This window comes from Pedobacter sp. TM02, assembly GCF_059705275.1.
This window is the reverse complement of the sequence record NZ_AP046530.1, coordinates 2,945,616-2,969,712: the sequence shown is the minus strand read 5'-3', so window position 1 is coordinate 2,969,712 and position 24,097 is coordinate 2,945,616. Positions and strand designations below refer to the sequence as shown.

The following is a 24,097-nucleotide window of genomic DNA, read 5'->3' as shown; positions in this document are numbered from 1 at the left end:
TTGAGCGCTTTTTTAACGGGATAAACAGGTGCTGAAAGTTGCTTGCCTGTTTTATGGATAGAGCAAGTATTTTTTGCGCATTTGCTTGTACTTGCTTAGTCCTGGTTCCCAGCTTGCACGGATTTCCTTTTCAGATTTTCCGGCAATAATTTGCTGCCTGAAGGTATCTACGCCAACCAAGCGCTCAATAGTGCCCATTTCCTTGCTCAGCTTGCTGTTAAAGAAATCTTCTTTTTTGGGCGAGGCTTTGTAGAGTTCGATCAACCAGCTAATGTTTAACATTTTTGTCTTCCTAAAGTTTGAAGTATCGTAATTTCTCAGGTCAAGTCCGTAGCAAACCTGGTCTTGAAACAAAGGTGTTTCGGCCATGCCTTTGATACTGGTTGGTGTATAGGAGAATGCATAAATGCCCTTGTAATAAGGTGCGCCAACTACGGTAAAAGGAAATTGCGTGCCGCGGCCGTGGTTAAGGTAGGTGCCCTCGAACAAACAAGTGCTGGGGTATAATAAAATGGCTTGCGCCGTATTGAGGTTGGGCGAAGGTTTTACCGGCAAGTCATAAGGCATATCGTGATTGTAATTGGCATTTTTAACGATTTGCAGCTTGCATTTGAGCTTATCTTTGAGCCAGCCTTCGCCATTCAGCATCTGTGCATATTCTGCAACCGTCAGGCCGTGTACAATAGGAATGGGTTGTAGGCCGATTCCAGATTTGAAACGCGGATCTAAAATCGGGCCGTCTACATAAAAGCCGTTCGGGTTGGGGCGATCCAAAATCATCAGTTCCTTGTTGTTTTGGGCGCAGGCTTCCATTACATGCTGCAAGGTGTTGATATAGGTATAAAAACGTACGCCAACGTCCTGAATGTCAAAAACCATAATGTCTATATCTGCAAGTTCTTCTTTGGTAGGCGTGCTGTGCTTGCCATACAGCGAAACCACTTTGATACCCGTTCTGGTATCAACGCCATCGTCAACATGAACGCCTGCACTGGCATTGCCCCTAAAACCGTGCTCCGGGCCGAAGATTTTTACAATGTTAACGCCACGTTTCAATAAGCTGTCTACCGAGGTCTGCTTGCCAATTATAGAAGTAGGATTAACCACCATACCTACACGTTTGCCTTTTAAGAGAGGCACATATTTTTCGGTTTGGTCGGCTCCGGTTTTCAGTCCCGGTTTTTCGATAGCTTTTTTTGCGTGGCGTTCCTGTGCACAGGCACCTAAGGTTAAAAGGGCAAATACAAAAGTAAAAACAGCGGCAAATTTCTTCATCACATCAGGTTTTTTAAAGATTTATGTGCGAGTTCAAAATTGAATCAGCACTTTTGCTAAGTTACAACTTATTACAAAACTTGAATATAGAATATTTCATTGCGAGGCGGATGGCCATCAAATCTGAGCGGACTTTTTCGAAGCTCATTGTGCGCATAGCGATTGCTGGCGTTATGCTTAGCCTCGCCGTCATGATTCTTTCGGTAGCCATTATCAAAGGGTTCAAAACCGAAATCCAGGATAAGGTACGGGGTTTTATCGGCGATGTTCAGATTTACCGCTTTGATTTGAACGGTTCTTTCGAGAAATCGCCTTTTGTGCCCAACGATACTACCCTCAGGTATCTCAAAAGCAACCATGCCTTGGCTTCCTTCTATCCTTTTGCCACCAAACCAGCTATCATTTCGGCCAATGGCGAGGTAGAGGGCATCAATTTTAAAGGCGTAGATGCGAGTTACGATTGGCAGTTTCTGAAAAAGCACTTGGTGAGTGGGAGCGTCATCAACTTTGCCGATAGTGGCGCCAACCAGATCATGATATCGAGCTATACGGCCAATCGGCTGAAGCTTAAAACTGGCGATAGTTTTCTGATGCATTTTGTACAGAATCCGCCCAAAAAAAGAAAGTTCAAGATTGTAGGTATTTTCAATGTAGGCATCGAAAATATCGACAAGAATTTTGCCGTTGGTGGCATCAATATCATCCGGAGCATAAATAATTGGGCTCCTAACCAGATGGGAGGGATTGAAGTAAAAGTGAAAGACTTTTCTCAACTTAAGGCCACTGCGGATGATGTTTATGCCAATTTGGAGCTCAAGTTGCGATCGCGTTCAGTAAAAGAAAGCACTCCTGAAATCTTCAATTGGCTTTCGCTGCTGGATGTAAATACCAAGGTACTGTTGGTTTTGATGATGATTGTGGGCGTAATTAACATGGTAACGGCTTTGCTGATCATGATTTTAGAACGTACCACCATGATTGGCTTGCTTAAGTCGTTGGGCATGGCTAATGTTGGCATCATGAAGATCTTCCTGTATAATGCCATCTACCTGGTAGGCATTGGCCTGATACTGGGCAATATTTTAGGACTTGGTCTTGCATTTTTGCAACAGTATACGGAAGTGTTTAAATTGAACCAAACCAATTACTATCTCTCCTACGTGCCTATTGAAGTACACTTTATTGATGTGGTACTGCTTAACCTGGCTACCATTGTGGTGTGTTTTCTGGTCTTGCTGGTTCCATCATTGCTGGTCAGCAGAATCAGTCCATTAAAAGCCATCAGATTTAAGTAGGCTTTCGTTGGTGTTTTTTACCAACGGTTAATAGAATACTAACCTCTTTTATCCATTTTCAGGTTCATGGCCAGCCGATCTATGGCCTGTACCATTCTTTCCACTTTGGCGTCCTCGTTTTTGGCGCCATCAATCCAGCTGATCAAAGCTTGTTGCTCTTCCTTGTTGCACTTTTGGTAGGTTTTAAGAGCCAGAGGTTCATCTGCCAGGCATAAAAGAAATTCTTCCTCGGTGCTTAACGAGTGCTCTGCCCGTGCAACCGTGTTGCTGTACAAAACCAAATCTACCCAAGCGCCTGCTTCCTTGCCAATGTGTTTCCTGATTTCGGCTTTCACCGGTAAAAACAGGTTGCCGTTTTTCATGGGCATTAGGTTTACATTGTCGAGTTGATAGCTGTCTATCCATCCGCTGATTTTAACCATGCCGAAATAGCCTCTTTTTTCTTTCGGTATTTCCGAAATCACGATAAACGTCCAGCCCCCTTTGCCAGGCATTTTGTTTAGAAGGTATTTTTGGTTGATGATTTCGTGCTGCATATGGAAAAGGTTTAGCCGAAGGCTGAACGAAGTTCCGAAAAAATGCCTCGAGATGAAAATGTTTTTTGCTTTGGAACTCAGGTTGCCACTTTAGCCTATCAGTTGCTGCCATTAACGTTTTCTTAACCTTCGCCTTACCTTTAACCTATATGGAGTCCCTAGCTTTGGGCAATTCTATTTTCCGTAATCATGAAGAAAACCCTATTTTCCCTCTTGTTGTTCTGTGGTTTGTCAACGATGCTTCAAGCGCAAGAAAGCCACGTTATTGTCATCAGCGTCGATGGCCTGAGGCCAGAATTTTATATGGATCCGAGCTGGGCCATGGTCAATTTACGCCAGGCCATGCAAACGGGATCTTATGCCCAGGGCGTTCGTGGTGTTTTTCCAACGGTTACCTATCCTTCGCATACTACGATTTTAACAGGCGTAAAACCATCAAAACATGGCATCTATTACAATACGCCTGTAGAGCCTTTGGGCATTAGCGGCAAATGGTACTGGGACTACTCGAGCATTAAAGTGCCTACCATTTGGAGTGCGGCTAAACAGGCCGGTTTAACCACGGCTTGTGTAGGTTGGCCGGTAACACTTGGTGCGCCTATTACCTATAACCTGCCCGAGTACTGGTATTTGCCCAAAAACAAAGGTGGGCAGAACGACGAAATCAAGGCCTTGGCCGATGTGGCTAATCCCAAAGGTTTGTTTGAAGAAGTACAGGAACTTGCCACGGGCAAACTAGGCCAAGGTGGTGCCGATTTGGACTATTATTCGAGCGACGAAAACAAATCGCGCATGGCTTCTTACCTGATCCAAAAATACAAACCTTCGTTTTTGGCCATTCATATTGCGCAGGTTGATCATTTTGAGCATGAGGAAGGCCGGGAAGGCCCAAAGGTTAGGTCGGCGGTAGCCGGTGCCGACAGGGCCATCAAAACCATTATCGATGCGGTAGAAAAAGCCGGCATTAAAAAGAATACCACCATTATTGTAACTGGCGACCATGGCTTTGTTGACGTACACACCCAGGTTACGCCTAATGTGTTGCTGGCTAAGGCCGGGTTGTACGATCCTGCCCAAAAAGACAGCTGGAAAGCCTATTTTCATGCCAGTGGCGGCTCGGCGTTTTTGCACCTGAAAGATCCCAAAGACAAGGCTACCCTGGATAAGGTTAAATCGATGCTGAACGGCTTAACGGCTGGCCAGCAACGCTTGTTTAAAGTGGTAGATAGGGTTGCGCTCGACAAGGTGGGTGCCGATCCGAATGCAGCCCTAGCCTTAACTGCCGAACAAGGTGTTTCTTTTGGTCCATCGGCCGAAGGCGAGCTGGTTAAGCCTGGAAAGGGAGGCACACATGGTTACTTTCCCGATTTTAAGGAAATACAAACCGGCTTTGTCATTTTTGGCAAGGGCATTAAACCAGGCGTAGTGATCCCGCAAATGGGCGAAGAAGACATTGCACCCATCATTGCCAAGCTTTTGGCCTTCGATTTCCCGTCGGCCGATGGTATTTTGTACCAGGGATTGTTTACGAAATAATTTCTACCCAATCCTTGCTTTGCAGGCCTGCAAACTCCGATCGCAAAGGCAGGTCGAGGTAGGGGTAGGTTACTTTAGAAAGGTATAATCCGGTAGGATGGGCAGGTTCTAGTAAGGCTGGGGGCGTTTTGTTGATCAGGTAGCTTTCAAATTCGGCTACGCTCAATTCGTTCCGGCCAATTTTAAGCAGCTTGCCCATAATGATCCTGATCATCTTGCTCAAAAAGCGGTTAGACGAAATATGGAACCGGATGTGATCGCCATTGGCCGAGCTAAATAGTTTGGCATCGCGTACGTAGCAGAGCGTGTGTTCGTTCTTGTCGGGCGAAGTGCAAAGCGCTCTATAATCCTTATACAGAGGTAAAAGGCTAGCCGCTTTTTTCATTTCGGTCAAATTCAGGTCTTTATGCCGGTAAAAAGTGCTTTGCTGACTTAAAAACGGGTCTTTGTAGGTATGCAGGTAATAGTCGTACTGGCGCTGCACGGCATCAAAACGGGCATGGCGCTTTTCTTCAACCTGAATGATGTCGAAGATGGCAATGTTGTGTGGCAATAGGGTATTGAGCCTGAACAGGAGGTCGTAATCCCACGCCTGTGGCAGGTCTACATGGAAAAAAAACTGGCTGGCATGTACCTGCGAATCAGTGCGGCCACAGCCCACAATGGTGAGGGGCGTTTTAAAAATCTGGCTGAGCTTGACCTCGATTACTTCTTGGATGCTATTCGCTTTGGGGTGTTTTTGCCAGCCATTGTAGTAATGGCCGTTGTAGCCGATGTGGAAGAAGTATCTCATGCCCTGCAAAGATACATGGATTTTTAGTTTTCGAAAGACGAGTAATAGCCCTAACCCAAGAGATTCTTGGTAAAAATCTGTTAAGCTAGGGCTAAAACACCATATTGGCTTTATGCTACCCGTTTTACCAATTTCTTTAAGGCCAGGCTGCAGCCATAATGCAGGCCATCGTGCGATACGATAAACGTTACGGCATCCTCAACGTTTTGTAGGCTCAGGCCCGGATAGGTAGAAATGGTGTAAGGCGAATAATTGTCGAATTTGTTGGTTTTGAGATCGGCCTCCAACTGGTCGATGGTACTGAGCAGGTAAGCCTTCATTTGGCTTATTTCTTCATCGCTGAAAGGCCTTTCGGGCTTAGAGCCGTTTTTGTAAAGGTCGATCAGGTGTTCTTCGATGACGAAAGGATTGCCCGATAGTCGATAGCACAAAATCTGCTGACTTACCACCAAATGGCCAACCTGCCAGGCCAGGTTATTGTTAAAGCCCTGCGGGATGTGGTTCAGCTCTGCCGTAGAAAGATCGGCAATGATACTCAGTAATTTGTTGCGCGAGGCGCGGATAACTTCTAAAATTTTTTCCATCATTTAATTGTTAAGCATAGGTTTAAAGCGATTGTCTTTGTTTCTTAAGTCCAAGCCGCCCTCGTATACCGATTTGAGGTTGACCAAATAAAACGACCAGCCTCCATGGCAGCCTAAACGGATATATTTTTTGCTGTTGTCGTCGGTAGGGATGTTCTTTTGGGTAAGGGTTACTACAGTATATCCGTTTTCTTGGGCTAAGGTAATGCCTACAAGGCAGTTTCCGGCAAAGGTAAATTCAAAAAAAGTTTGGCCGTCGGCCTGTGTTACCTGGCCCTTCTCCACATCGTTGTAAAGGAACCAGCGCCAAACGTAGCTATGGCCAACTGTGGCCAATTGTGTCGCATCAATAGGTTGGTTATCGCTAGCCAAATAGTCGGCTTCGCTCAAAAACCATTTTTCTATTTCTTTAGTGGCCCAGGCCTTGTAAATGGTTTGCATATCGGCTTTGATAGCTATTCGGAGCGTAAAGGAAGTCCAGTCAAAATTTTCCATGGCTTATTTTTTAGGCTTTGTTTTTTTGCCGTTTCCAAGCCACAGCAACCCATCGATAATCATTTGGTTTTGAATGTCATTGTCGAAAGTGTAGGATAGGGTTTTAACATCTTTGCCGTATTGGTGTTCATAATCCATATCGTTGTGGCCCATGTTTACGTAAATCATCCTGTAGTTTTTGTTGCTCCATACGACCGGATAGTAGCCCGTGTGCCAAATTTCGTATGCTTTAGGACCGGTGCCCAAAGGGAAGCTGGTCGAATCGATGCTGAGCAAAATATCGATGTTTGGGTTTTTGCGCAGGTCTTTTTCCCATCTGTACCACTCGTTGGGTTGCGATTTAAAGGTTTCGGGCAGGTTTTTGGTTGCTGGATGTTTGCGGTTAACCCTCAAGATGGCCGAAGTTGGCCGCCAGGTGTTGCTGCCGTATTGGCCAGTACCTAAAAACTCGTTGTGGTACCAGTTCCAGTTTTGTTCGTAGGCAGAAGGGGTAAGGGCAAAGGCCGAAAAGTGAAAGCCCATCCAGGCGCCTCCGGTTTTCATGTAGTTTTCGAAAGCAAGGCGTTGTTCGGGCTTTTCAGGTCGGGTGTCTAAAAAGAGCACCACTTGGTATTTGGCCAAAAATGCCGCATTTAAATTGTTCCAGTTGGCGGTAGAGTCGTAACTGAAACCGTATTTTGCGGCCATTTTAGGAAACCACTGATTGGCTTCGTGCACATAGCTTACATGGGCCATATCGTTTTTGCCGGTGTAAAAGGCAATGACGTTGAATTTTGATTTTTTTTGCGCGTAGATACTGTTTACAGATAGGACACAGCAAATGATGAGGGCAAGGGCTAACAGTTTGTTTCTAAAGGATCGTAGCATACGTGAATTGGGTTAAGGTTCATTAAATAAAGATACTGTTTTGGCACATCAAGAACGAGAACAACTAAAAAAGCTTGCCATCTTAACAATGGCAAGCTTATCATGCGGTAATTTTTATTATTTGGCGTTTTTAACGTAAGTGTTGAGCCAAGTGTTCATTTCCCAAAGCATGTGCAGGATGTTTTCCTTGCCACGGTAACCGTGCGCCTCGTAAGGCAGGAACACGAAACGCGTAGTGCCACCAAAGCCTTTAATGGCATTGAACAAGCGCTCGCTGTTGATCGGGAAAGTACCTTGGTTGTCGTCCATTTCGCCGTGGATCAATAAAATTGGGGTCTTGATTTTGTTGGCATAGCTGAATGGGCTCATTTCATAGTACAGCTGAGGCGCTTCCCAATAGGTACGGTCTTCGTTTTGGAAGCCAAAAGGCGTAAGCGTTCTGTTGTAGGCACCGCTGCGCGCAATACCTGCTTTGAACAAATTGGTATGCGCCAACAGGTTGGCAGTCATGAAGGCGCCGTAGCTGTGGCCACCTACGGCCATGCGGTTTCTGTCGCCAACACCCATTTCGCTTAATTTGTTGATGGCGGCTTCGGCATTCAGTTTCAGTTGCTCTACAAAAGTATCGTTGGGTTTTTTGCCGTCTTTGGCCACAATCGGCATTTCGGCATTGTCTAAAATGGCGTAGCCTTGGGTAACGAAGAATAAGGGACCACCAGAGCTGATGGTGGTAAACCGGTCTTGAGAGCCGCGTACCTGAGCCGCATCAGCAGCCGAATTGAACTCACGTGGGTAGGCCCAGATCAATACCGGCAATGGTCCGTCTTTATCTTTGTTATAGCCTTTTGGCAGGTACAAATCGCCTGTTAAATCAATGCCATCGGCACGTTTGTAGGAAATTTTTTGCTTGGTAACGCCATCCAATTGGGTATAAGGATTGGTGAAATTGGTGATCTGCCTGTCGGCAACACGCAAAATCAGGTTTTTGATGAAATAGTTTGGCACGTCTTTCTGGCTTTCTTTGCGGGTAAGCAATACCAGCTTTTGAGGATCTAAAACATCGGTCACCATTTCGAAAGAGCCCGGTTGGCAACGCCAAAGGATTTCCGATTTTTTGGTAGCCAGGTCAAATTTAGCCAAGAAAGGCAAATCTCCCTTTTCTGAAGCGCCAGTAGGATTGTTGAGCAACAATTTGGTGCCGTTATCGGTGGTAAGGATTACCTGGCGACCATATTTGTTCTTTTCGGTAACCGGCATGCCCGGGTTGTTGTAGGCATCGGTAGTGTTCAGTTCGTACAAGGTTTCTAAAGCTCCGGTACTCGGATTAAAACGGCTTAGTTTCGACGTTTGTTTGATCCTCGAATTTTCCCTAACCAAAGCCAACGAGGCATTGCCCCAGCTGATGCCACCATAACGCATTTTGGTTTTCAAAAGCTCTTTTGGAGTACCGTTAAAAGGTGCCGAGAGCGATAAAACCTGATCGTGGTATTCAACATTCTTTTTAATCAAGCCACTGTCTAATGGAACGGCCCATACGATGGTAGCAGGCTCGTCGTCGCGCCAATCGAAACCTCTAGGCACATTTTGAACGTTGTCATAGCCTGATGGACGTACTTCGGTAGAAGGCAAATCGGCCAGTTGCTTAACCACTTTTCCAGTTCTGTCGGTAATGTTTACTACCGAAGGGAAGCCACCCGCCGAAACCAGGTAAGAGAATGGTTTTTTAATGGTTCTTACCATCATGTAGTTTTTGTCGGGCGAGAGCGAAATGCCACTGTAAATGGCTGGTTTGCCAATCGGTGCTTCTACGCCGCCTTTGTTTTGTACCAGTTGCGAGGTCGCAAAAAACTCGAATAACTGCTCGTCGAACGGCGATTTGATCAGATCCTGCAACGTGGCACTAGGGGCAGCCTTGCCCAGGTTTTCCTGGATGGTTGGTCCTTTTGGTGTTAACGGACGCTTTGGCGCCAAGCTGGCCGCTTTGGTAGCTACGCGGTAAAGTAGCGTATTGTCGTCAACCCAAGTAGCGCCACCACCCATAATGGCATTTAGAGGCTGCTTGTTAATTTTGGTGGCCTTGGCCGTTGCCACATCGATTACATAGAGGTCAACCCTGTTCTGGGTAGTCTGTGTAAAGGCAATTTTGGTTTCGCTTGGGCTCCAGCTTACGTTGCCGGCATACAAAGGCGTAGGCAAGCCAATAACCGTTGCCGTTTTACCTGTTTTAATGTTTTTAAGGGTAAAATTATTGATGAACGTTTGTCGGCTGGCCGAATAGTTGTTCGGGTTGATGCGCATGCCGGCAATGCGGTATTCGGGCATGGCGAGCTCCTCAACAGAAGGGTAGGAATTGCGCTCGCTGAACAGCATCCATTCGGCCTTGCTGTCTATGCTTACGCCTGGTGTTGGCTTAGCCAGCAACAAATCGGCAATTGCCTTTGGAGGCATTTGGTAGCTCACGGCATCCTGCGCATAAGCACTTCCGCCAAGGGCAATCAAGAATAAATTGAGTAGTAGTTTTTTCATCAGCTTTAAGTTGTTTTTAATGATGATGAAGCAATCATGCGCCATTGTGCACGCTGTTTCATTTGAATAAGGATAAGTTTTCGGTTAGGGCTTGCCTAAAACAGGCTCTTAAACTTACACATTGTTTAAATGATTAGCAATTTGTATCAAAAATTTGATGAAATCGGCCTAAGGTTAAATACGGTGCCAAACAGCTTTGATGGCTGTAGCAAAAAAAGCTGGCATGTTTTTGCTTTAACATACCAGCCTCTTGGGAAGGAATCCAGTAAGCGTATTGACTTCGGTTGGTAAAACGACTGCTTTTTTTATGCCTTAGATCTTGGTTAGTGCAAGCAGGGCAATAGCTGGTGTGTGTGGTGTGTTTACCTGTGGAAAAGGACTGATGTTTTTGAGCTGGATGATGTAATTGGTGCCGTTTAGCGTAATTGGCGCCAAGTCTTTTTGGTCTTTGGGCACAGCACCTCCAATGTAAAGGCTAAGGTTTTTTTCGGAGCCTATGCTCAGGTCTTTGATTTTAAGCGTAACCATTCCGTAGCCTGCCGAGATGCAATCGGCGTATAAGGGGCATCGGCTGTCTTGTACCGCGGTTAAAGCAACCGTTGTTATCACCTTGTCGCCTTGCTTAAACTCGTAGGTTTGGGCTTGGCTTACCGTAAACTGTGCGGAAAGGTCTGCCGTTTTGTCTTTTTTGCAGGCGATGGCCATAATGAGCAAGAAAAGTGCAAATAAGCTTCCTGGCAATGGATTTTGTTTCAATGTTTTCATGGAGTTAGGGTTTAAAGCTTGCTTAACATGAGGTAGGCCGTTTTTTCGCCGGTATCGGTACCGCGATAAGGAGTGATGTCTCTGAGCTGGATAATGTAGCTGGTACCATTGATATTGATTTTGGCGAGGTCTTTTTGGGCCTTCGGCAGGTTGTAGCCAATGTAAAGGGTAAGGTTCTTTTCTTGTGCAATGCCCTTATCCTTGATAGAAACGGTTGCCTTGGCCAATCCGGCAAGTGCACAAAAAGCATTGGGCGGGCAACGGGTATCTTCGATGGCCGTTACAACAAGTTCGACAGCCGTTTGGCCTTTGGGGTTCAGTTCGATGGGCCTGTTTTGGACAAGGGTATAATTGCCCGAAAGATCGACAGCTTTGTCTTTTTTGCACCCTACCAGTACAATGGCGATCGCAAAGACCAGTAAATTGGCTTTAAAGCTTGTTTTTTGCAAAGATTTCATGATTTTGGTTTATTTTTTCTGGCCAGTAAAATTGAATCTCAGGTTAATGCCCGCAGTATTGATCTTGAGGTTTTTTTCGCCCATGCTGCCGATGGTTGGCTTAAAATAAGGTTCGAAAATAATCGTGTTTCTGCCTATGCTTTGGCTAAGGCCTACCGCAATAATCGCGCTATTGGCAAAATCGAAGCCCTTAAATTTGCTCTCTTCGGTTTGTTTTTCAATGGGAACGCTTTTAACAAAGGCAGCCGAATTTTGAACGGTATAGTCATAAGTGTAGCGCTGAAGTAAGTAGGAGTTGGAATTGATGCCCGTGGCCAGGTAAAAATTCTTCTTTTTGCCCGGATAGAATTTAACGGTAATGGGAATGTCTATGCTTAGCAGTTGGGCATTTACCTTGATGTCGCTGATGCGGCTTTCGCGGCTCATTACATTGTAGGCCATGGCTTGGTTAGACACATCGCTGGCTAAATTTTGCGGAACGGTGCGGTTGTTATCGTAAGAAAGCCTGTTCTGGCTGAGTCCGGCACCCACGCTTACCAATAGGCTTTGGCTTACCTTGATGTTGGCATTGACCCCGAAACCTGCATTTACTTTGGCCGTATTGTTGGCATAATAGTTTACAAAGGTGCCGGTATATACATCGAAAGAATTGCTGAGTTCTTGCTGTTTATCTTCTTTTTTGTTGTTGCCACTGGCCATCAAAATCTGGCTTTGCGCTTTCAAAAATTCTTCGGTGGTTTTTTTCTGGGGCGCATTGTCTTTAATCGGCTTGGCTGGCTGATCGGGCACGGCCGCCACAGCTTGCGGGTTAGCGGCCGGATTTGGGGCTGGCTGATTGGCAATAACCTGCTGCGGAGGCCCTATATTTTTCGAGATGCTATCTTTTTGCACCAGAGCCGCATTGACCGGCACAACGCTGCTTGGATTGTCTTTTGGGTTTTTAGCAATTTGATGAGCAAATCTTAAATCCAGATTTGCTGGTTTTTTTTGTTGCTGGCTCGTCTTTGGGTTGGCTACAATTGCGGTGCTTTCGGTTTGTACAGGCGAATTTGGGGTTAAAGTATCATCGGCTTTGTAAGCTGGTTGCTCTTTTTTGGGTGTTTTTGTCAGGTAATCGGTATGCTCTATTTTTGGAGTATTTCTTTGCGTAAACAAGAAGAGGCCGGCCACTACTAAAATAGAGGCCGCAATGCCCGAAAGCCACCAGATAGGCAATTTTTTGCTTGGCGCTTCAGGATATTTTTTGCGCAGTTCGGCCCAGCCGTTTTCACTTAGGCCATCATCCACATCTTCAAACAGGGCTTTAATATGCCTTGTTAGTTCTTCATCTTGCTGCTTCATCGTGTATAAATTGAATAATTGCTCAATAAACTCTTCAGGGCCTGTTTTGCCCTGGTTAGGTAAGTTCTCGACGAACTTTCGGGGATATTCAGCATCTCCCCAATTTCTTTGTGGCTATAGCCGTCTATTTCGTATAAGTTAAAAACCAAATGCTGTGTTTCGTTCAGGTTCTTCATCAACTTCAGGATATCTTTGGCCGAAAGCTGATCGATTGCCGAATGGTAGGTAGTTTGTACTTCGGTATCTACCATTTCTATCGCCTGATTGAAACGCATGTTCCTTCTTTTATGGTCAAGCGAGGTGTTGACTAATATTTTCCTAAACCAGGCCTTGAAATCGGCATCCTCCCTAAACGTATGCAACGATTTGAAAACCTTGATAAAAGAATCGTTAACCACTTCCAAGGCGTCTTCCTGATTGATCAGGTACCTCGAAGCCACTCCCAATGCGTAGCCATAAAACTGTTTGTACAGCAATTCCTGAAACTGCAGATTTCCATCTTTACAGTTCCTCAATAAGTCGTTAAGAGGAGTCGCCTGTGGCTTGGCCATTTATTGTCTGATGCGCTTTAAACGATATTGGTAATAATTGTAAACTTGACTGGGATGATAAGGTATCATCTTGTCCAAAATTAAGCTATCTCCTTTGGTTTCGTATTGGTAATCGTTGTTTAATATCAGCCCCCAGTCAAAATCAGCCGTCCAAATGTTCTCATCGGTAAATCGAACCATCTTATCTACCAGCACAAATTTGCCGCTGCCCCTGCCTTTTAGGCTTTGGTAACGGTTGCCCTTAAATACTATTCTAGCTTCGCTGCTCGTCATTTTACCATCAACAATGGTTCTAAAAGTGCCCACATATGTGCCATTAAATGCGCTTTGGCCTGGATCCTTTTTACATGCCGAAAAAGACAGAGCCAGTACAGATAAGTATAAGATCCTTCTCATGTTTAGTTTGTTTTATAATAGCCATACGCTGATTTGAGGCCAAACGCTACAGGCTTTTCTAAAAAAGAACAGATAGATGCACTGTAATTGGCCAGCCTACCCTTTATATTTCGTAAATTTGCCTTTCAATATAATAACGGTGTCTTTAGAACAACTCAAATTAAGCAAGCCCCTCAACTCGGTAATGACCGAACTGGGCTATTTAAATGCTAAGGAAATACAGGCTAAAAGCATGTCGCGCATTATTGGCGGACAAGATATCATAGCCATAGGGCCAGAGGGTGCGGGCAAAACCACTACCTATGTGCTGGCTACTTTAATGCGCATCAAATATGGGTTCGAAGAAGCACCAAGGGCCTTGATTTTGGTGCCTACCAAAGAAAAAGTGGAAGAAACGATTGCCCAATTTGAACGGCTGAATAGAAACCAAACCATCCGTATTGTGGGCATCCATGCCGATAACAGCATGGAAAATCAGGTGAACGAGCTGACCGATGGCTGCGATATCGTAGTGGCTGTTCCGTCGAGGGCAAGGGCAGTTTACCTGAAATTGGGGCTCAATACCAATAAAATTCAGCTGATGGTTATCGACGATGCGGCCGAAATGGTGAAACAGGGTATGCAGCTGCCGGTTAACGAATTGGCCAACAGCATTCAAAAATGCCAGCACCTGGTGTTTACCGAGGTAATGCACGAAAAGCTGGAGAAAATGATCAGTGCTTTTATGCGTTTTCCAACGCTGATAGAGGTAGAAGACCTGGGCGAAAACAAAGTGGAAACCCAGCCGCAACTATTGTATCAGGTACCCAACTTTAGAACAAAACTCAACCTGCTTAACCTTTTGCTTAAAGACAGCGAAGTGTTTGATAAGGTGGTCGTTTTTGTCAATACCCGATTAACCGCGCAAACCCTGGCCAAAGACCTTTTTGACGGCAAGGCCAGCGATGTTTTTGTGTATAAGCCCCTGTTTTTTGACGAGGCCGGTTTTGATGATGTCGAAGTTTTTAAGGCAACGCCAAATGCCCGTGTGCTGATTGTAGCCAATGAAATGCTAAGCGATTTCGATTTGAAAGGTATTCCGTTTATATTCCATTTTGAGTTGCCTGCACAAAGGGAAACCTATCTGCAGCGCATAATCAGGCAACAGGATTCTGATGAGCTGATGGCTATTACTTTTGCCACCGATTTGGAATTGCCCGAAGTACGTAAGATAGAACAGGCTATCGGTCAGAAATTGGAAATAGCCGAATTGCCAGACGACCTGCTGATTGAAGAAACCCCCAGGGAAAATACTTCAAAAAAGCAACTGAGCAAGGAAGAAGCCGAGGAGGAAGCTTTTCGCAGGGCCGCCTTTCACGAAAAGAAGAAAAGCAATGCCAAGACCAGCAATTTTGGCGCCGGCGAAAAAGCCGTAATGAGCAAGAAGAAGAAGCACAGCTAAGCGCAAAATACTTTCAAACTTTTAAAGCTAGGAAAGCCTGGCTTGGCATTCACCATCTTAAACCGTTAGGTACGATCTGTTTAGCTTAAATTGCGTAGCGTAGCAAAATACAGGTGGCCATGGTGGCAAGAAAAGGAATCAAAACCACTACTAAAAAGGAGAAAATGTAATCGGATATCAGGAATTTTCTGTGGTCTTGAATGCTGTCGAAGCGATTAGTGAGCAAAGGCTCGAATTTCATTTCTTTTAAATATATCTTGCGAAGCCCGCCGAACGCAATGACGAAAAAGAAGAAGTAACCGAACAGGTTGTAATCATGCTCGTTTGGGGTTGAAAAATATAGACTTCCTATAAGTTGATATGCAAAAAAAAGAAAGGAAACAACAACGCAAATCCAAAAGTATAACGGTTTTCTCAATCGTTTATAAAAAAGGAAAGTAAGGCAGATGCAAACTGCATAAAGCAAAAACATACCTCCCATTTGATTATGGAATTAGTGAGAACATCGGCTTGGCATTCTGGTCAATAAAAAAGCACATGGAGCATTGCCTCAACTGCAATTGATTTTTTAATCGACAATTTGCGTTGTCTTTTTAGCCATTTTATCTAAATATTTGTTTGGAAAAATAGCATGGTTATTCTTCACCATTTTTTCCATCAGCTCCTTAACATGAGCCTGTACCTGGGTTGGCAAACTGTAAAAAGTTAGGTCTACTTGTGTTTTTCTTTCACCATCTAATACCCCGTTCTGATGTCTGATGGCTGTTTTTTGGCCTTTGTAATAGATCAGAATCTTCAAGCGGCCGTCGTCGTAGCCGTTATTGCCAAAAGTACCGTACACAATAATCGGTTCAATCAAGCCGTCGCCATCCAAATCGGTAAACTCGCAATACTTGGTCCAGAACCATATCGAACTTTCAACTGTTGCGCCCTTGGCGTCTGGTAGTTTAAAATCGTTGATTTCCCATTTTTTGGTTGCCACGCCTTTATCTGCCTTAAAATTAAAGGCTTTAATGGAGTTGTTGATGGTATCTTTCGCTTTGATTTTGTCCGAACTTTCTGAAAGTGCTACGTAATAAGTGCCACTTTTGTCGCTATAGGTGTAAGCCCTAAAAATAGGGAAGTTAATGAGGTTTTTCTTTTTGAAGGCGGCTGTGAAAAAATCGTCGGTTTCGGTTTTGTTCAGGGTATAGCTGTGGGTGCTGTCGCTTTGCGCACTGGCTTGTAGCACAAAAAGTGTCATGCAAAGGAGAGCGTACAATTTTTTCATGTGGATAGGTTAAGCGGGTAAATTTAAAGTTTTTTGGCTTCGTTCCAGTAAACATCCATTTCGGCCAAAGTCATGTCTTGCAGGGCTTTGCCGTTTTCCTTGGCCTTGCCTTCTAAAAACTGGAAGCGTTTAATGAATTTTTTGTTGGTTTTCTCGAGGGCGTTTTCAGGATTGATGTTGATGAAACGGGCATAATTGACTAAAGAAAAGAGGAGGTCGCCAAATTCGCCTTCTGCCTTTTCGGTATCGATGGTTTCGTTTTCGGCAATGTTAAACTCGTCTTTGAATTCTTGCAGCTCTTCTTCAACCTTGGCCCAAACCTGTTCTTTTTCTTCCCAGTCGAAACCCACGCCACGTGCTTTTTCCTGTATGCGACTGGCTTTAACCAAGGCCGGCAATGAAGCGGGTACGCCTCCTAAAACAGATTTGTTGCCTTCTTTAAGCTTGAGCTGTTCCCAGTTGCGTTTTACATCTTCTTCGCTGTTCACTTCCACGTCGCCATAAATATGCGGATGCCTACTGATGAGCTTGTCGCATACGCCGTTTAGCACATCGGTAATGTTAAACTGATCGGTTTCGCTGGCAATGCGCGCATAAAAAACAAGGTGCATCATCAAATCGCCCAGTTCCTTTTTAACTTCCTGCATGTCGCCATCCAAAATCGAATCAGACAGCTCGTAGGTCTCCTCAATGGTAAGGTGCCTCAGGGTTTCCATGGTTTGTTTTTTGTCCCACGGGCATTGGGTGCGCAAGGTATCGAGCACGGTAAGCAATCTTAAAAAGGCGGTATCTGGACTTTGGGTAGCTGGTGGCGGAATATTGGCGGGCATATTAATGGATAATGTTGAAAGTAATCATAATCGTAGTGAGCAAAAGTACGATAAGTCCGAACAAAAACATGATATCGGCTAAACGTTCCATTTTCTTGGTGCGTAGTGGAGTGCCCTGCATACTCAAAAAAGAAAGCAGGCAACTGGCCATAAACGAAATAACGGCCAATGCGGCGCCTTCGTCTATATAGGTGGATTGGCTGAGCTTTGAAATCTTGACCGAAGTGAGCACGATAAAACAAAAACCCAGCAAGTTGGCCGATGTGTTGAGGATGTGTGGCGATTTGCTCCCGTTTTCTTGCATGTTATTCGGCTTCTTCAAGTTTTATCTTTTTTGTTATCCTGTAAACCTTCCGTTTCCGTGGCGTTGATTTCTGTTCTTCGCCGAGCAAAAGCCCCCAAGGGGTGAGACCATCAACCCTTTCGAAAATGATTTTAAGCATGGCCAAATAGGGGATACATAAAAACATACCCGAAATACCCCAAATCATTTCGCCCACTACAATGCCAATAAAGGCAAAAAGGGCATTTATTTTTACTTTCGAACCTACTACCAAAGGCATCAGCAGGTTGCCGTCGATGGTGTGTACGCCCACAAAAGCCAGGATTACAAACAGGGCTTTGGCTGCGCCGGCGGTGGCGAAAGTGATGAGTGCACTGATGAGCAGTGCCGTAGAAATGCCCAGGTAAGGAATGATATTGAAAATGCCGGCAATGAGGCCCAGCAAAATCGCATATTTTACGCCCAGCAAAGAAAGGGTAACAATCATCAGCGTGGATACGATCAGCATCTGTATAAACAGGCCGGTAATGTATTTTTTGATGATCTGTTGTATTTCCCTTACAATTTCGGTCACCTTGGTTTTATGTTTTTCGGCAAAAACGGTAGTCAGGAAGGTAAACAGCAGGCGCCTGTAATTGAGCACGAAAAACGTGAATAGCAAGGTGAAAGCCAAGAACAGCAGGCTCGAAGAAATGGTAAGCAGGGTAGAGCCCACCAGGGTTGCACCTGTAGCCAAGGCTTTTTCGGCGCTGTTGCTCAGGTAAGCCTCCTGATTGTAAGTATTAACATGGAAAGTCCTCGAAATCCAATGCTGTATGTCGTGAAAAGCCGTTGTAAGCTGTTTAACCAGCAAAGGCCAGTCGCTCCAGAGTTCGCTTAATTGTGTGCCAAAAAAATACATGATGCCGTAAATGACGGCAATCATTACAATAACGGATGCAATGGAAGCCAAGCTGCGCTTAAACCTGAGCTTGCGTTCTAAAAAGTTGGCTAAAGGCAACAGCAAAAAAGCCATGAGCAATGAAAAAAGCAAAGGCGATAGCAGGCTTTTTCCCAAAATGGCCAAATAGCCAATCATGATAATTGAGAGGAGTGCCAGCGCTAGCCGGGCGACAAAAGGTAAGGAAACTTCCTTCATAGCTGGTAAATTTGAAATAAATATAGGTGAAAATTCGGTAGACTGGAAAGAGTTGTTGGTTTGGTGAATCTTTTTTGCTACTTCAAAACAGCTAAGTGCGAAGAATGGTTTTGGCAAACCGAAAATTGCCAATGGAGTTATTCTTTAGTCGCCCTGATCATTTCTCTTTTGCCGGGCGCGCCCGGAAGTTTTTCGATGCGCATGCCACAGGCTTTGAGAGCTCTTTTTAGGTTTCCGGTGATGGCATAACTCACAAAAGTGCCTCCCTGTTTGAGAAAACTGCATGCGTGTGCAATCAGTTCGTTGGTCCACATTTCGGGTTGATGCCTTACCGAAAAAGCATCGTAATACAAAAGATCAAATTGTTGATTGGTGCCAAAATCGGCAAGGGTGGTATGGGCAATGCGCAAGTTGCAAAAGGCAGAAAGTTGTGTTTTGCTTTGTAGCGCCTGTTCGTAATTGCTTATAAATTCTTGCCAGCTTGTTGCCGGAACATAGTCGCTGTAACCGGTTTGGTTAATAGTGGCTAAAGGCAGTGGAAATGCTTCGATGCCGGTGTAATCGAGCCCCTGCTGCTGCTCTTCGCAGTGAGCCTTGCTCAGGATGAAATTCAATCCAGTGCCAAAACCAACCTCGAGCACGCTGACGACCTCACGCGGATTTAAACCGAGGACAAACTTTAATCCAGCCTCGATAAAAACATGCCTGCTTTCCTGCAGGGCGCCATGGGCAGAGTGGTAGTGCTCGCCAATGGTTTCGTTAAACAAGGTGTTGGAGCCATCGGCGGTTTTGGTTAAGGTATTCATGTTGCAAAGTTGCTAAAAAACAGTCATTATCAATTATCTTTAGGGATGAATATAGAAAGCTTTAGAACGTTTTGCCTCAGTTTGCCCGGAACAACCGAAGGCATGAAATGGGAACACCTTTGTTTCATGATTGAAGAAAAGATGTTTGTGATTGTTGCCTTGGAAGAGGGAAACAGCTTTTCTACCAAATGCGAACCGGAAGAGTTTGATGAGCTGGTGGCAAGAAACGGCATCCATCAGGCTTTGCATATGGCCAAGAGGCAATGGGTGCAGATTGATCGTTTGGATATCCTGACTGAAGAAGAATTGAAGAGCAGGGTGATGGCGTCGAGGGCGCTAGTGCTGGCTAAATTGCCTAAAAAGATTCAGGAGAAGTATAAGTAGACTACAGTTCAACAGATTTGGTTTTAGGCTAGCCGGCCAAGAATATCATAATCTTTTAATCTATGGCTGTAGATATAGCTAAGGTTAGCCACAGCTTGACAGATTTTTTATAGGCGATACCGCTAAGGCTGATTTGAAATGAACGCAAGTTGCTATTGCTGCTCTATATCTGTAGTTGTTCTATAAAAAAAGCCTCTCATCATTTGAGAGGCTTTTCTTTGTTTAATGTTTTACCAGAGTCTTATTCTGTCTTCTGGTTTTTTATAGAGTTTGTCTCCAGGCTTTACGTCAAAAGCTTCGTACCAGGCATCCATGTTTACAGGGGCGCCAATGGTTCTGTATGGGCCCGGCGAGTGCGGATCGGTTTTGATCAATTGGGCGGCGGCTTCTGGCAAAATGTTGCCTCTCCAAACCTGGGCCCATGACAAAAAGAAACGCTGATCGGGGGTAAAACCATCGATTTTTTCATTGCTTTGGCCTTGTTTGGTCATTTTGAAGGCGGTATAAGCCGCGTTAAGGCCACCTAAATCACCAATGTTTTCGCCCATGGTCAATTTACCCAATACATGGATGGTGTCAACCACCGTGTAGGCACTGAACTGATCGCCCAAAGCCTTGGTTTTGGCATTGAATTTTGCACGGTCTTCGTCGGTCCACCAGTTTTTAAGGTTGCCTGATCCATCGTACTGGCTTCCGGTATCGTCAAAACCGTGGCTCATTTCATGGCCGATTACCGCACCAATACCACCATAGTTCACCGCATCGTCAGCATTTGGATCGAAAAACGGGAACTGCAAAATTCCGGCAGGAAATACGATTTCGTTCATGGTTGGGCTGTAAGAAGCATTTACCGTTGGAGGCGTCATGCCAAAACGGGTACGGTCAACAGGCTTGCCTAAACGGTTTACCATTTCATTGTAGCCCCATGCTCCGGCATTGCGCAGGTTTTGGAAATAAGTGCCTCTGTTAATTACCAAGCCATCGTAGGTTTGCCATTTGGTGGTGTAACCCACTTTAGGCGTAAAGGCATGCAGTTTTTCTAAGGCCTTTTTCTTGGTGGCATCGCTCATCCAATCCAAGTTGTTGATCCTGATTTCGAAGGCCTTGCGCAGGTTAACAATCATTTGGTCCATACGCACTTTGGCATCTGGCTTGAAATATTTGGCTACGTACAATTGGCCCAATAATTCGCCAATTGTGCCATCGGTTAAGGCCGACATGCGTTGCCAGCGTGGGGTTTGTACTTTTTGTCCGGTTTGTGCCTGGGTAAAGGCAAAGCTGGCTTTTACAAAAGGCGAGCTCAGGTTGTTGGCAGCTCCTTTTAATACGTTCCACTCCAAATAGGTTTTCCAGTCGGCCAACGGAACCGAAGTTAGCATGCCATTCAGGTTTTTGAAGAAAGAAGGTGAGTTAACCAATACTGTATCCTGTCCATTTACCTTAAATTTAGGCATCAAGGTTGTCCAGTTGATATTTGGCGTAATTTTGTTGAATTCGGCAACCGTTAACTTGTTGTAGGTTTTGTATTGGTCGCGCATTTCGATGCGGCTCATCTGGATTTCGGCCAATGCTTTTTCCAGTCTGAAAACCGTTTCGGCCTTTTGGGTCGCTACGGCTTCGGTATTGCCAACCAAACTAAACAGCTTAACCATGTAGGTATGGTAGGCTGCCCTGATTTTTTGGCTTTGTGGGTCGTCTTTTAAATAATAGTCGCGATCGCTTAAGGTAGTACCGCCCTGCGAAATGTTAACCAGGTATTTGGTTACGTTTTTTCGGTCTTGGCCAACCCCAAAACCAAATAGGCCACCACCAACGCCCGAAGTGCGCATATAGGCGATTTGGTCTAAAAGCCCCTGTACATCTTTTACTTGTTTGATTTTTTCAAGATCGGCTTTGATTGGAGTATAGCCCAGTTTTTCGATGGTCACGCTGTCCATGGCCGCCGCATAGAAATCGCCAACGCGTTTGGTTACTGAACCTGCAGGTGCATTTTTGTCGGCAGCAGCGGCTTCTACCAAGCTTCTCACCGCTTGGGCATTAAATTCGCGGAGTTCGTTAAAAGATCCCCAACGCGTTTCTTTGGCCGGAACAGGGTTGTTTTTGATCCAGGTTCCGCTAGCATACTGATAAAAATCATCGCCCGGCTTCACACTCAGATCCATATTTGCCGGGTCGATGTATTTTTTTGGTGCGTTCTGCGCCGAAGACACAAAACTACCCGCCAGAATACCTGCCACCGCAAAATAACTTTTCAATTGAATTTTCATACTTTATGGGATATAATTAAAGATGAAAATTAAGAATTACCCAATAAACTAAGGCATGATAATAGAAATATTACTTGTTGAACCAGTAATAGATTTTGCTTAAGCCAATTTTGCGGAAAATGTCAATATTAAATAGGGTTAATCTGAACGATTTCATTGTTTTAGCTTTATATACTTATTTAACATATTTTAACATCTTTTATTGTACGGCGCTAAAAATCAGCGATGAAAAAGCCCCATTTTAGTGATTTAATGTGTAATTTTGAATAATTCTAAATTAGAAATGGAAAAACACGAACATCCTCCACATACAGACGGCTGTTGCAGCCACGAACACAAGCACAGCCACGACGACGGGCACGACCATGACCATGGCGATGCTTCATCCATCAAAACCTATTTGCCGGCTATCTTAAGTCTGATGCTGCTGTTGAGCGCTATTGCCTTCGATCATTTTAAATTGGGCTTTTTTACGGGTTACTTGCGTACAGGCTGGTATTTGCTGGCTTATGCCATGGTAGCCTTTTCAGTAATCAAGGAAGCTGTATTGACCATCGTCAAGGGCGATATTTTTACCGAATTTTTATTGATGTCGCTGGCAACCATTGGCGCGCTGGCGCTGGGCGAATATCCCGAAGCTGTAGCCGTGATGTTGTTTTATACCATCGGCGAACTGTTTCAGGGCGCTGCGGTCGACAAGGCCAAGCGAAATATCAAAGCCCTGCTCGATGTGAGACCCGATGTAGCTAACGTAGAGCGCAACGGTAAATTCGAAACCGTGAAGCCCGATACTGTAGCCATAGGCGAAACCATACAGCTCAAAGTGGGCGAAAAGGCTCCCCTGGATGGAGAATTGTTGAGCGAAAACGCCAGCTTTAACACGGCTGCCCTAACGGGAGAAAGTACGCCGAGAACCATTCGCCAGGGCGAAGCGGTGTTGGCGGGTATGCTCAATCTCGATCAGGTGGTTACGTTAAAAGTGACCAAGAAGTTTGCCGATAGTGCCTTATCGCGTATTTTGGAGATGGTGCAGAATGCTACTTCGCGAAAAGCCAAAACAGAGTTGTTCATCCGCAAGTTTGCCCGCGTGTATACGCCAATTGTTTTCTTTTTGGCAGTAGCACTGGTGGCTTTGCCTTATTTTTTTGTGGCCAATTACGATTTTCAGACCTGGTTGTACCGCGCACTGGTATTTTTGGTCATTTCATGCCCTTGTGCCCTGGTTATTTCTATACCTTTGGGCTATTTTGGCGGTATTGGTGCGGCTTCTGCGAACGGAATCCTATTTAAAGGCTCCAATTTTCTCGATGTCATCACCCAGCTTAATGTAGTGGTGATGGATAAAACCGGTACCTTAACCCAAGGTGTGTTCAAGGTGAAAGAAGTCAAGGCCGAAATTGACGAAGCCAGGTTCATGAGCTTGTTGGCCTCATTAGAATCGCAGTCTACCCATCCCATTGCCAAAGCCATTGTAAGCCATTATGGCGATAAGCAGTTGCTAGCTGTAACCGAAGTGAAAGAAATTGCAGGTCATGGTTTAACGGCGCTTATCGACCAGCAACAAATAAGTGCGGGCAATGCCAAGCTGCTTAAAAAATTGGGTGTCGATTATCCTGATTTGATCAACGAACAAGTTGAAACCATTGTGCTTTTGGCTGTGGATGGCAAATATGCCGGTTATGCTATCATCGCCGATGAGGTAAAAGCCGATGCCAAGCAGGCGGTTGATGAACTGCACGCCAACGGTATCAAGCAGGTGGTGATGCTAAGTGGCGACAAAACGGCCATTACGCAGAAGCTGGCTAAAGAATTGGGTATCGACCTGGCCTATGGCGATTTGTTGCCCGAAGATAAGGTAAGCAGGTTGGAAGCAATCAAGAAAGATCCGGCAAACCAGGTAGCCTTTGTAGGCGATGGCATCAACGATGCACCGGTGCTGGCGCTTAGCGATGTAGGCATGGCCATGGGGGCCATGGGTAGCGATGCGGCCATCGAAACGGCTGATGTAGTGATTCAAAACGACCAGCCGAGCCGGATTGTTACAGCTATTAAAATTGGCAAAGCCACCAAGCGCGTGGTTTATCAGAACATTGGTCTGGCCTTTGTGGTAAAAGCTGTGGTACTTATTTTGGGTGCTGGTGGTCTTGCCACTATGTGGGAGGCTGTTTTTGCCGATGTTGGCGTCGCATTTCTGGCGATTTTAAATGCGGTGAGAATTCAAAGGATGAAATTTTGAATTTGCTATTAATTTTAGTAAATT

Annotated in this window: 23 protein-coding genes; 5 read left to right on the top strand and 18 right to left on the bottom strand. The window is 45.1% G+C overall.

Features of this window, described 5'->3' with window-relative positions; genetic code table 11:
• Positions 1–51 precede the first annotated feature (51 nt).
• Positions 52–1,275, bottom strand: a complete 1,224-nt coding sequence (locus tag AC6H1S_RS12675) for an exo-beta-N-acetylmuramidase NamZ family protein (RefSeq protein WP_497563845.1) — start codon at positions 1,273–1,275, stop codon at positions 52–54.
• Between the two features lie 80 nt (positions 1,276–1,355).
• Between AC6H1S_RS12675 and AC6H1S_RS12670 the strand changes: the two genes are divergently transcribed.
• The gene (locus AC6H1S_RS12670; protein ID WP_199136508.1) at positions 1,356–2,570 is read left to right on the top strand and encodes an ABC transporter permease; all 1,215 of its coding nucleotides are present in this window, start codon (positions 1,356–1,358) and stop codon (positions 2,568–2,570) included.
• A gap of 38 nt (positions 2,571–2,608) precedes the next feature.
• Here the strand turns inward: AC6H1S_RS12670 and AC6H1S_RS12665 are convergent, their stop codons facing one another.
• Positions 2,609–3,106: a YdeI/OmpD-associated family protein gene (locus AC6H1S_RS12665; protein ID WP_497563844.1), complete on the bottom strand. Its 498-nt coding sequence runs from the start codon at positions 3,104–3,106 to the stop codon at positions 2,609–2,611.
• Positions 3,107–3,295: 189 nt separating this feature from the next.
• Here AC6H1S_RS12665 and AC6H1S_RS12660 point away from each other — a divergent pair, with 189 nt between their 5' ends.
• A complete protein-coding gene (locus AC6H1S_RS12660) occupies positions 3,296–4,642 on the top strand; it encodes an alkaline phosphatase family protein (protein WP_497563843.1) in 1,347 nt (448 codons plus the stop codon).
• On the opposite strand, the gene truA is transcribed toward AC6H1S_RS12660, so the two are convergent.
• The 10 genes from truA to AC6H1S_RS12610 form a co-directional block, all read right to left on the bottom strand.
• Positions 4,632–5,435, bottom strand: a complete 804-nt coding sequence (gene truA / locus AC6H1S_RS12655) for a tRNA pseudouridine(38-40) synthase TruA (RefSeq protein WP_199136514.1) — start codon at positions 5,433–5,435, stop codon at positions 4,632–4,634. The two genes, AC6H1S_RS12660 and truA, sit on opposite strands and share 11 nt — an antisense overlap.
• 110 nt (positions 5,436–5,545) lie before the next feature.
• Complete coding sequence (locus AC6H1S_RS12650; protein WP_497563842.1) at positions 5,546–6,019, bottom strand: DinB family protein; 474 nt, start codon at positions 6,017–6,019, stop codon at positions 5,546–5,548.
• 3 nt (positions 6,020–6,022) lie between these two features.
• A complete protein-coding gene (locus tag AC6H1S_RS12645; RefSeq protein ID WP_199136518.1) occupies positions 6,023–6,514 on the bottom strand; it encodes an SRPBCC family protein in 492 nt (163 codons plus the stop codon).
• 3 nt (positions 6,515–6,517) lie between these two features.
• Entirely contained in the window at positions 6,518–7,381 is an 864-nt protein-coding gene (locus AC6H1S_RS12640) for a ThuA domain-containing protein (RefSeq protein WP_497563841.1), read from the bottom strand.
• 117 nt (positions 7,382–7,498) lie between these two features.
• On the bottom strand, positions 7,499–9,907 hold the full coding sequence (locus tag AC6H1S_RS12635; protein ID WP_497563840.1) for an alpha/beta hydrolase family protein: 2,409 nt from the start codon (positions 9,905–9,907) through the stop codon (positions 7,499–7,501).
• Between the two features lie 312 nt (positions 9,908–10,219).
• Positions 10,220–10,672 carry a hypothetical protein gene (locus AC6H1S_RS12630; protein ID WP_199136522.1) on the bottom strand — a complete coding sequence of 151 codons (453 nt, stop codon included), beginning with the start codon at positions 10,670–10,672 and terminating at the stop codon, positions 10,220–10,222.
• 11 nt (positions 10,673–10,683) lie between these two features.
• A complete protein-coding gene (locus tag AC6H1S_RS12625; protein WP_497563839.1) occupies positions 10,684–11,130 on the bottom strand; it encodes a hypothetical protein in 447 nt (148 codons plus the stop codon).
• 9 nt (positions 11,131–11,139) lie between these two features.
• A complete protein-coding gene (locus AC6H1S_RS12620; protein WP_497563838.1) occupies positions 11,140–12,471 on the bottom strand; it encodes a hypothetical protein in 1,332 nt (443 codons plus the stop codon).
• Positions 12,468–13,022, bottom strand: a complete 555-nt coding sequence (locus tag AC6H1S_RS12615) for an RNA polymerase sigma factor (RefSeq protein ID WP_199136528.1) — start codon at positions 13,020–13,022, stop codon at positions 12,468–12,470. Before AC6H1S_RS12615 ends, AC6H1S_RS12620 begins: the two co-directional genes overlap by 4 nt.
• Positions 13,023–13,418 (bottom strand): hypothetical protein, encoded by a 396-nt coding sequence (locus AC6H1S_RS12610; RefSeq protein WP_199136531.1) that lies wholly within the window; start codon positions 13,416–13,418, stop codon positions 13,023–13,025.
• Positions 13,419–13,557: 139 nt separating this feature from the next.
• Between AC6H1S_RS12610 and AC6H1S_RS12605 the strand changes: the two genes are divergently transcribed.
• Positions 13,558–14,859: a DEAD/DEAH box helicase gene (locus tag AC6H1S_RS12605; protein WP_497563837.1), complete on the top strand. Its 1,302-nt coding sequence runs from the start codon at positions 13,558–13,560 to the stop codon at positions 14,857–14,859.
• Between the two features lie 568 nt (positions 14,860–15,427).
• Here the strand turns inward: AC6H1S_RS12605 and AC6H1S_RS12600 are convergent.
• The 5 genes from AC6H1S_RS12600 to mnmC2 form a co-directional block, all read right to left on the bottom strand.
• A complete protein-coding gene (locus tag AC6H1S_RS12600) occupies positions 15,428–16,129 on the bottom strand; it encodes a M949_RS01915 family surface polysaccharide biosynthesis protein (RefSeq protein WP_497563836.1) in 702 nt (233 codons plus the stop codon).
• 23 nt (positions 16,130–16,152) lie between these two features.
• On the bottom strand, positions 16,153–16,959 hold the full coding sequence (mazG, locus tag AC6H1S_RS12595) for a nucleoside triphosphate pyrophosphohydrolase (RefSeq protein WP_497563835.1): 807 nt from the start codon (positions 16,957–16,959) through the stop codon (positions 16,153–16,155).
• Position 16,960: 1 nt separating this feature from the next.
• Positions 16,961–17,281 carry a hypothetical protein gene (locus AC6H1S_RS12590; protein ID WP_233165617.1) on the bottom strand — a complete coding sequence of 107 codons (321 nt, stop codon included), beginning with the start codon at positions 17,279–17,281 and terminating at the stop codon, positions 16,961–16,963.
• Positions 17,265–18,380 (bottom strand): AI-2E family transporter, encoded by a 1,116-nt coding sequence (locus AC6H1S_RS12585; RefSeq protein WP_199136539.1) that lies wholly within the window; start codon positions 18,378–18,380, stop codon positions 17,265–17,267. Before AC6H1S_RS12585 ends, AC6H1S_RS12590 begins: the two co-directional genes overlap by 17 nt.
• A 137-nt stretch (positions 18,381–18,517) precedes the next feature.
• The gene (mnmC2, locus tag AC6H1S_RS12580) at positions 18,518–19,186 is read right to left on the bottom strand and encodes a tRNA (5-methylaminomethyl-2-thiouridine)(34)-methyltransferase MnmC2 (protein WP_497563834.1); all 669 of its coding nucleotides are present in this window, start codon (positions 19,184–19,186) and stop codon (positions 18,518–18,520) included.
• A gap of 45 nt (positions 19,187–19,231) precedes the next feature.
• On the opposite strand from mnmC2, the gene AC6H1S_RS12575 reads away from it, so the two are divergent.
• On the top strand, positions 19,232–19,570 hold the full coding sequence (locus AC6H1S_RS12575; protein ID WP_497563833.1) for an MmcQ/YjbR family DNA-binding protein: 339 nt from the start codon (positions 19,232–19,234) through the stop codon (positions 19,568–19,570).
• A 230-nt stretch (positions 19,571–19,800) separates the two neighbouring features.
• Here the strand turns inward: AC6H1S_RS12575 and AC6H1S_RS12570 are convergent, their stop codons facing one another.
• Positions 19,801–21,837 carry a M13 family metallopeptidase gene (locus tag AC6H1S_RS12570; RefSeq protein WP_497563832.1) on the bottom strand — a complete coding sequence of 679 codons (2,037 nt, stop codon included), beginning with the start codon at positions 21,835–21,837 and terminating at the stop codon, positions 19,801–19,803.
• 283 nt (positions 21,838–22,120) lie between these two features.
• Here AC6H1S_RS12570 and AC6H1S_RS12565 point away from each other — a divergent pair, with 283 nt between their 5' ends.
• The gene (locus AC6H1S_RS12565; protein ID WP_497563831.1) at positions 22,121–24,073 is read left to right on the top strand and encodes a heavy metal translocating P-type ATPase; all 1,953 of its coding nucleotides are present in this window, start codon (positions 22,121–22,123) and stop codon (positions 24,071–24,073) included.
• Positions 24,074–24,097: the final 24 nt, after the last annotated feature.

Excerpts from the sequence above, each read along its gene's own strand:
- AC6H1S_RS12675 (WP_497563845.1), bottom strand. The coding sequence starts at position 1,275 with ATGAAGAAATTTGCCGCTGTTTTTACTTTTGTATTTGCCCTTTTAACC.
- AC6H1S_RS12665 (WP_497563844.1), bottom strand. The coding sequence starts at position 3,106 with ATGCAGCACGAAATCATCAACCAAAAATACCTTCTAAACAAAATGCCT.
- AC6H1S_RS12660 (WP_497563843.1), top strand. The coding sequence starts at position 3,296 with ATGAAGAAAACCCTATTTTCCCTCTTGTTGTTCTGTGGTTTGTCAACG.
- truA (WP_199136514.1), bottom strand. The coding sequence starts at position 5,435 with ATGAGATACTTCTTCCACATCGGCTACAACGGCCATTACTACAATGGC.
- AC6H1S_RS12650 (WP_497563842.1), bottom strand. The coding sequence starts at position 6,019 with ATGGAAAAAATTTTAGAAGTTATCCGCGCCTCGCGCAACAAATTACTG.
- AC6H1S_RS12645 (WP_199136518.1), bottom strand. The coding sequence starts at position 6,514 with ATGGAAAATTTTGACTGGACTTCCTTTACGCTCCGAATAGCTATCAAA.
- AC6H1S_RS12640 (WP_497563841.1), bottom strand. The coding sequence starts at position 7,381 with ATGCTACGATCCTTTAGAAACAAACTGTTAGCCCTTGCCCTCATCATT.
- AC6H1S_RS12635 (WP_497563840.1), bottom strand. The coding sequence starts at position 9,907 with ATGAAAAAACTACTACTCAATTTATTCTTGATTGCCCTTGGCGGAAGT.
- AC6H1S_RS12630 (WP_199136522.1), bottom strand. The coding sequence starts at position 10,672 with ATGAAAACATTGAAACAAAATCCATTGCCAGGAAGCTTATTTGCACTT.
- AC6H1S_RS12625 (WP_497563839.1), bottom strand. The coding sequence starts at position 11,130 with ATGAAATCTTTGCAAAAAACAAGCTTTAAAGCCAATTTACTGGTCTTT.
- AC6H1S_RS12620 (WP_497563838.1), bottom strand. The coding sequence starts at position 12,471 with ATGAAGCAGCAAGATGAAGAACTAACAAGGCATATTAAAGCCCTGTTT.
- AC6H1S_RS12615 (WP_199136528.1), bottom strand. The coding sequence starts at position 13,022 with ATGGCCAAGCCACAGGCGACTCCTCTTAACGACTTATTGAGGAACTGT.
- AC6H1S_RS12610 (WP_199136531.1), bottom strand. The coding sequence starts at position 13,418 with ATGAGAAGGATCTTATACTTATCTGTACTGGCTCTGTCTTTTTCGGCA.
- AC6H1S_RS12600 (WP_497563836.1), bottom strand. The coding sequence starts at position 16,129 with ATGAAAAAATTGTACGCTCTCCTTTGCATGACACTTTTTGTGCTACAA.
- mazG (WP_497563835.1), bottom strand. The coding sequence starts at position 16,959 with ATGCCCGCCAATATTCCGCCACCAGCTACCCAAAGTCCAGATACCGCC.
- AC6H1S_RS12585 (WP_199136539.1), bottom strand. The coding sequence starts at position 18,380 with ATGAAGGAAGTTTCCTTACCTTTTGTCGCCCGGCTAGCGCTGGCACTC.
- mnmC2 (WP_497563834.1), bottom strand. The coding sequence starts at position 19,186 with ATGAATACCTTAACCAAAACCGCCGATGGCTCCAACACCTTGTTTAAC.
- AC6H1S_RS12575 (WP_497563833.1), top strand. The coding sequence starts at position 19,232 with ATGAATATAGAAAGCTTTAGAACGTTTTGCCTCAGTTTGCCCGGAACA.
- AC6H1S_RS12570 (WP_497563832.1), bottom strand. The coding sequence starts at position 21,837 with ATGAAAATTCAATTGAAAAGTTATTTTGCGGTGGCAGGTATTCTGGCG.
- AC6H1S_RS12565 (WP_497563831.1), top strand. The coding sequence starts at position 22,121 with ATGGAAAAACACGAACATCCTCCACATACAGACGGCTGTTGCAGCCAC.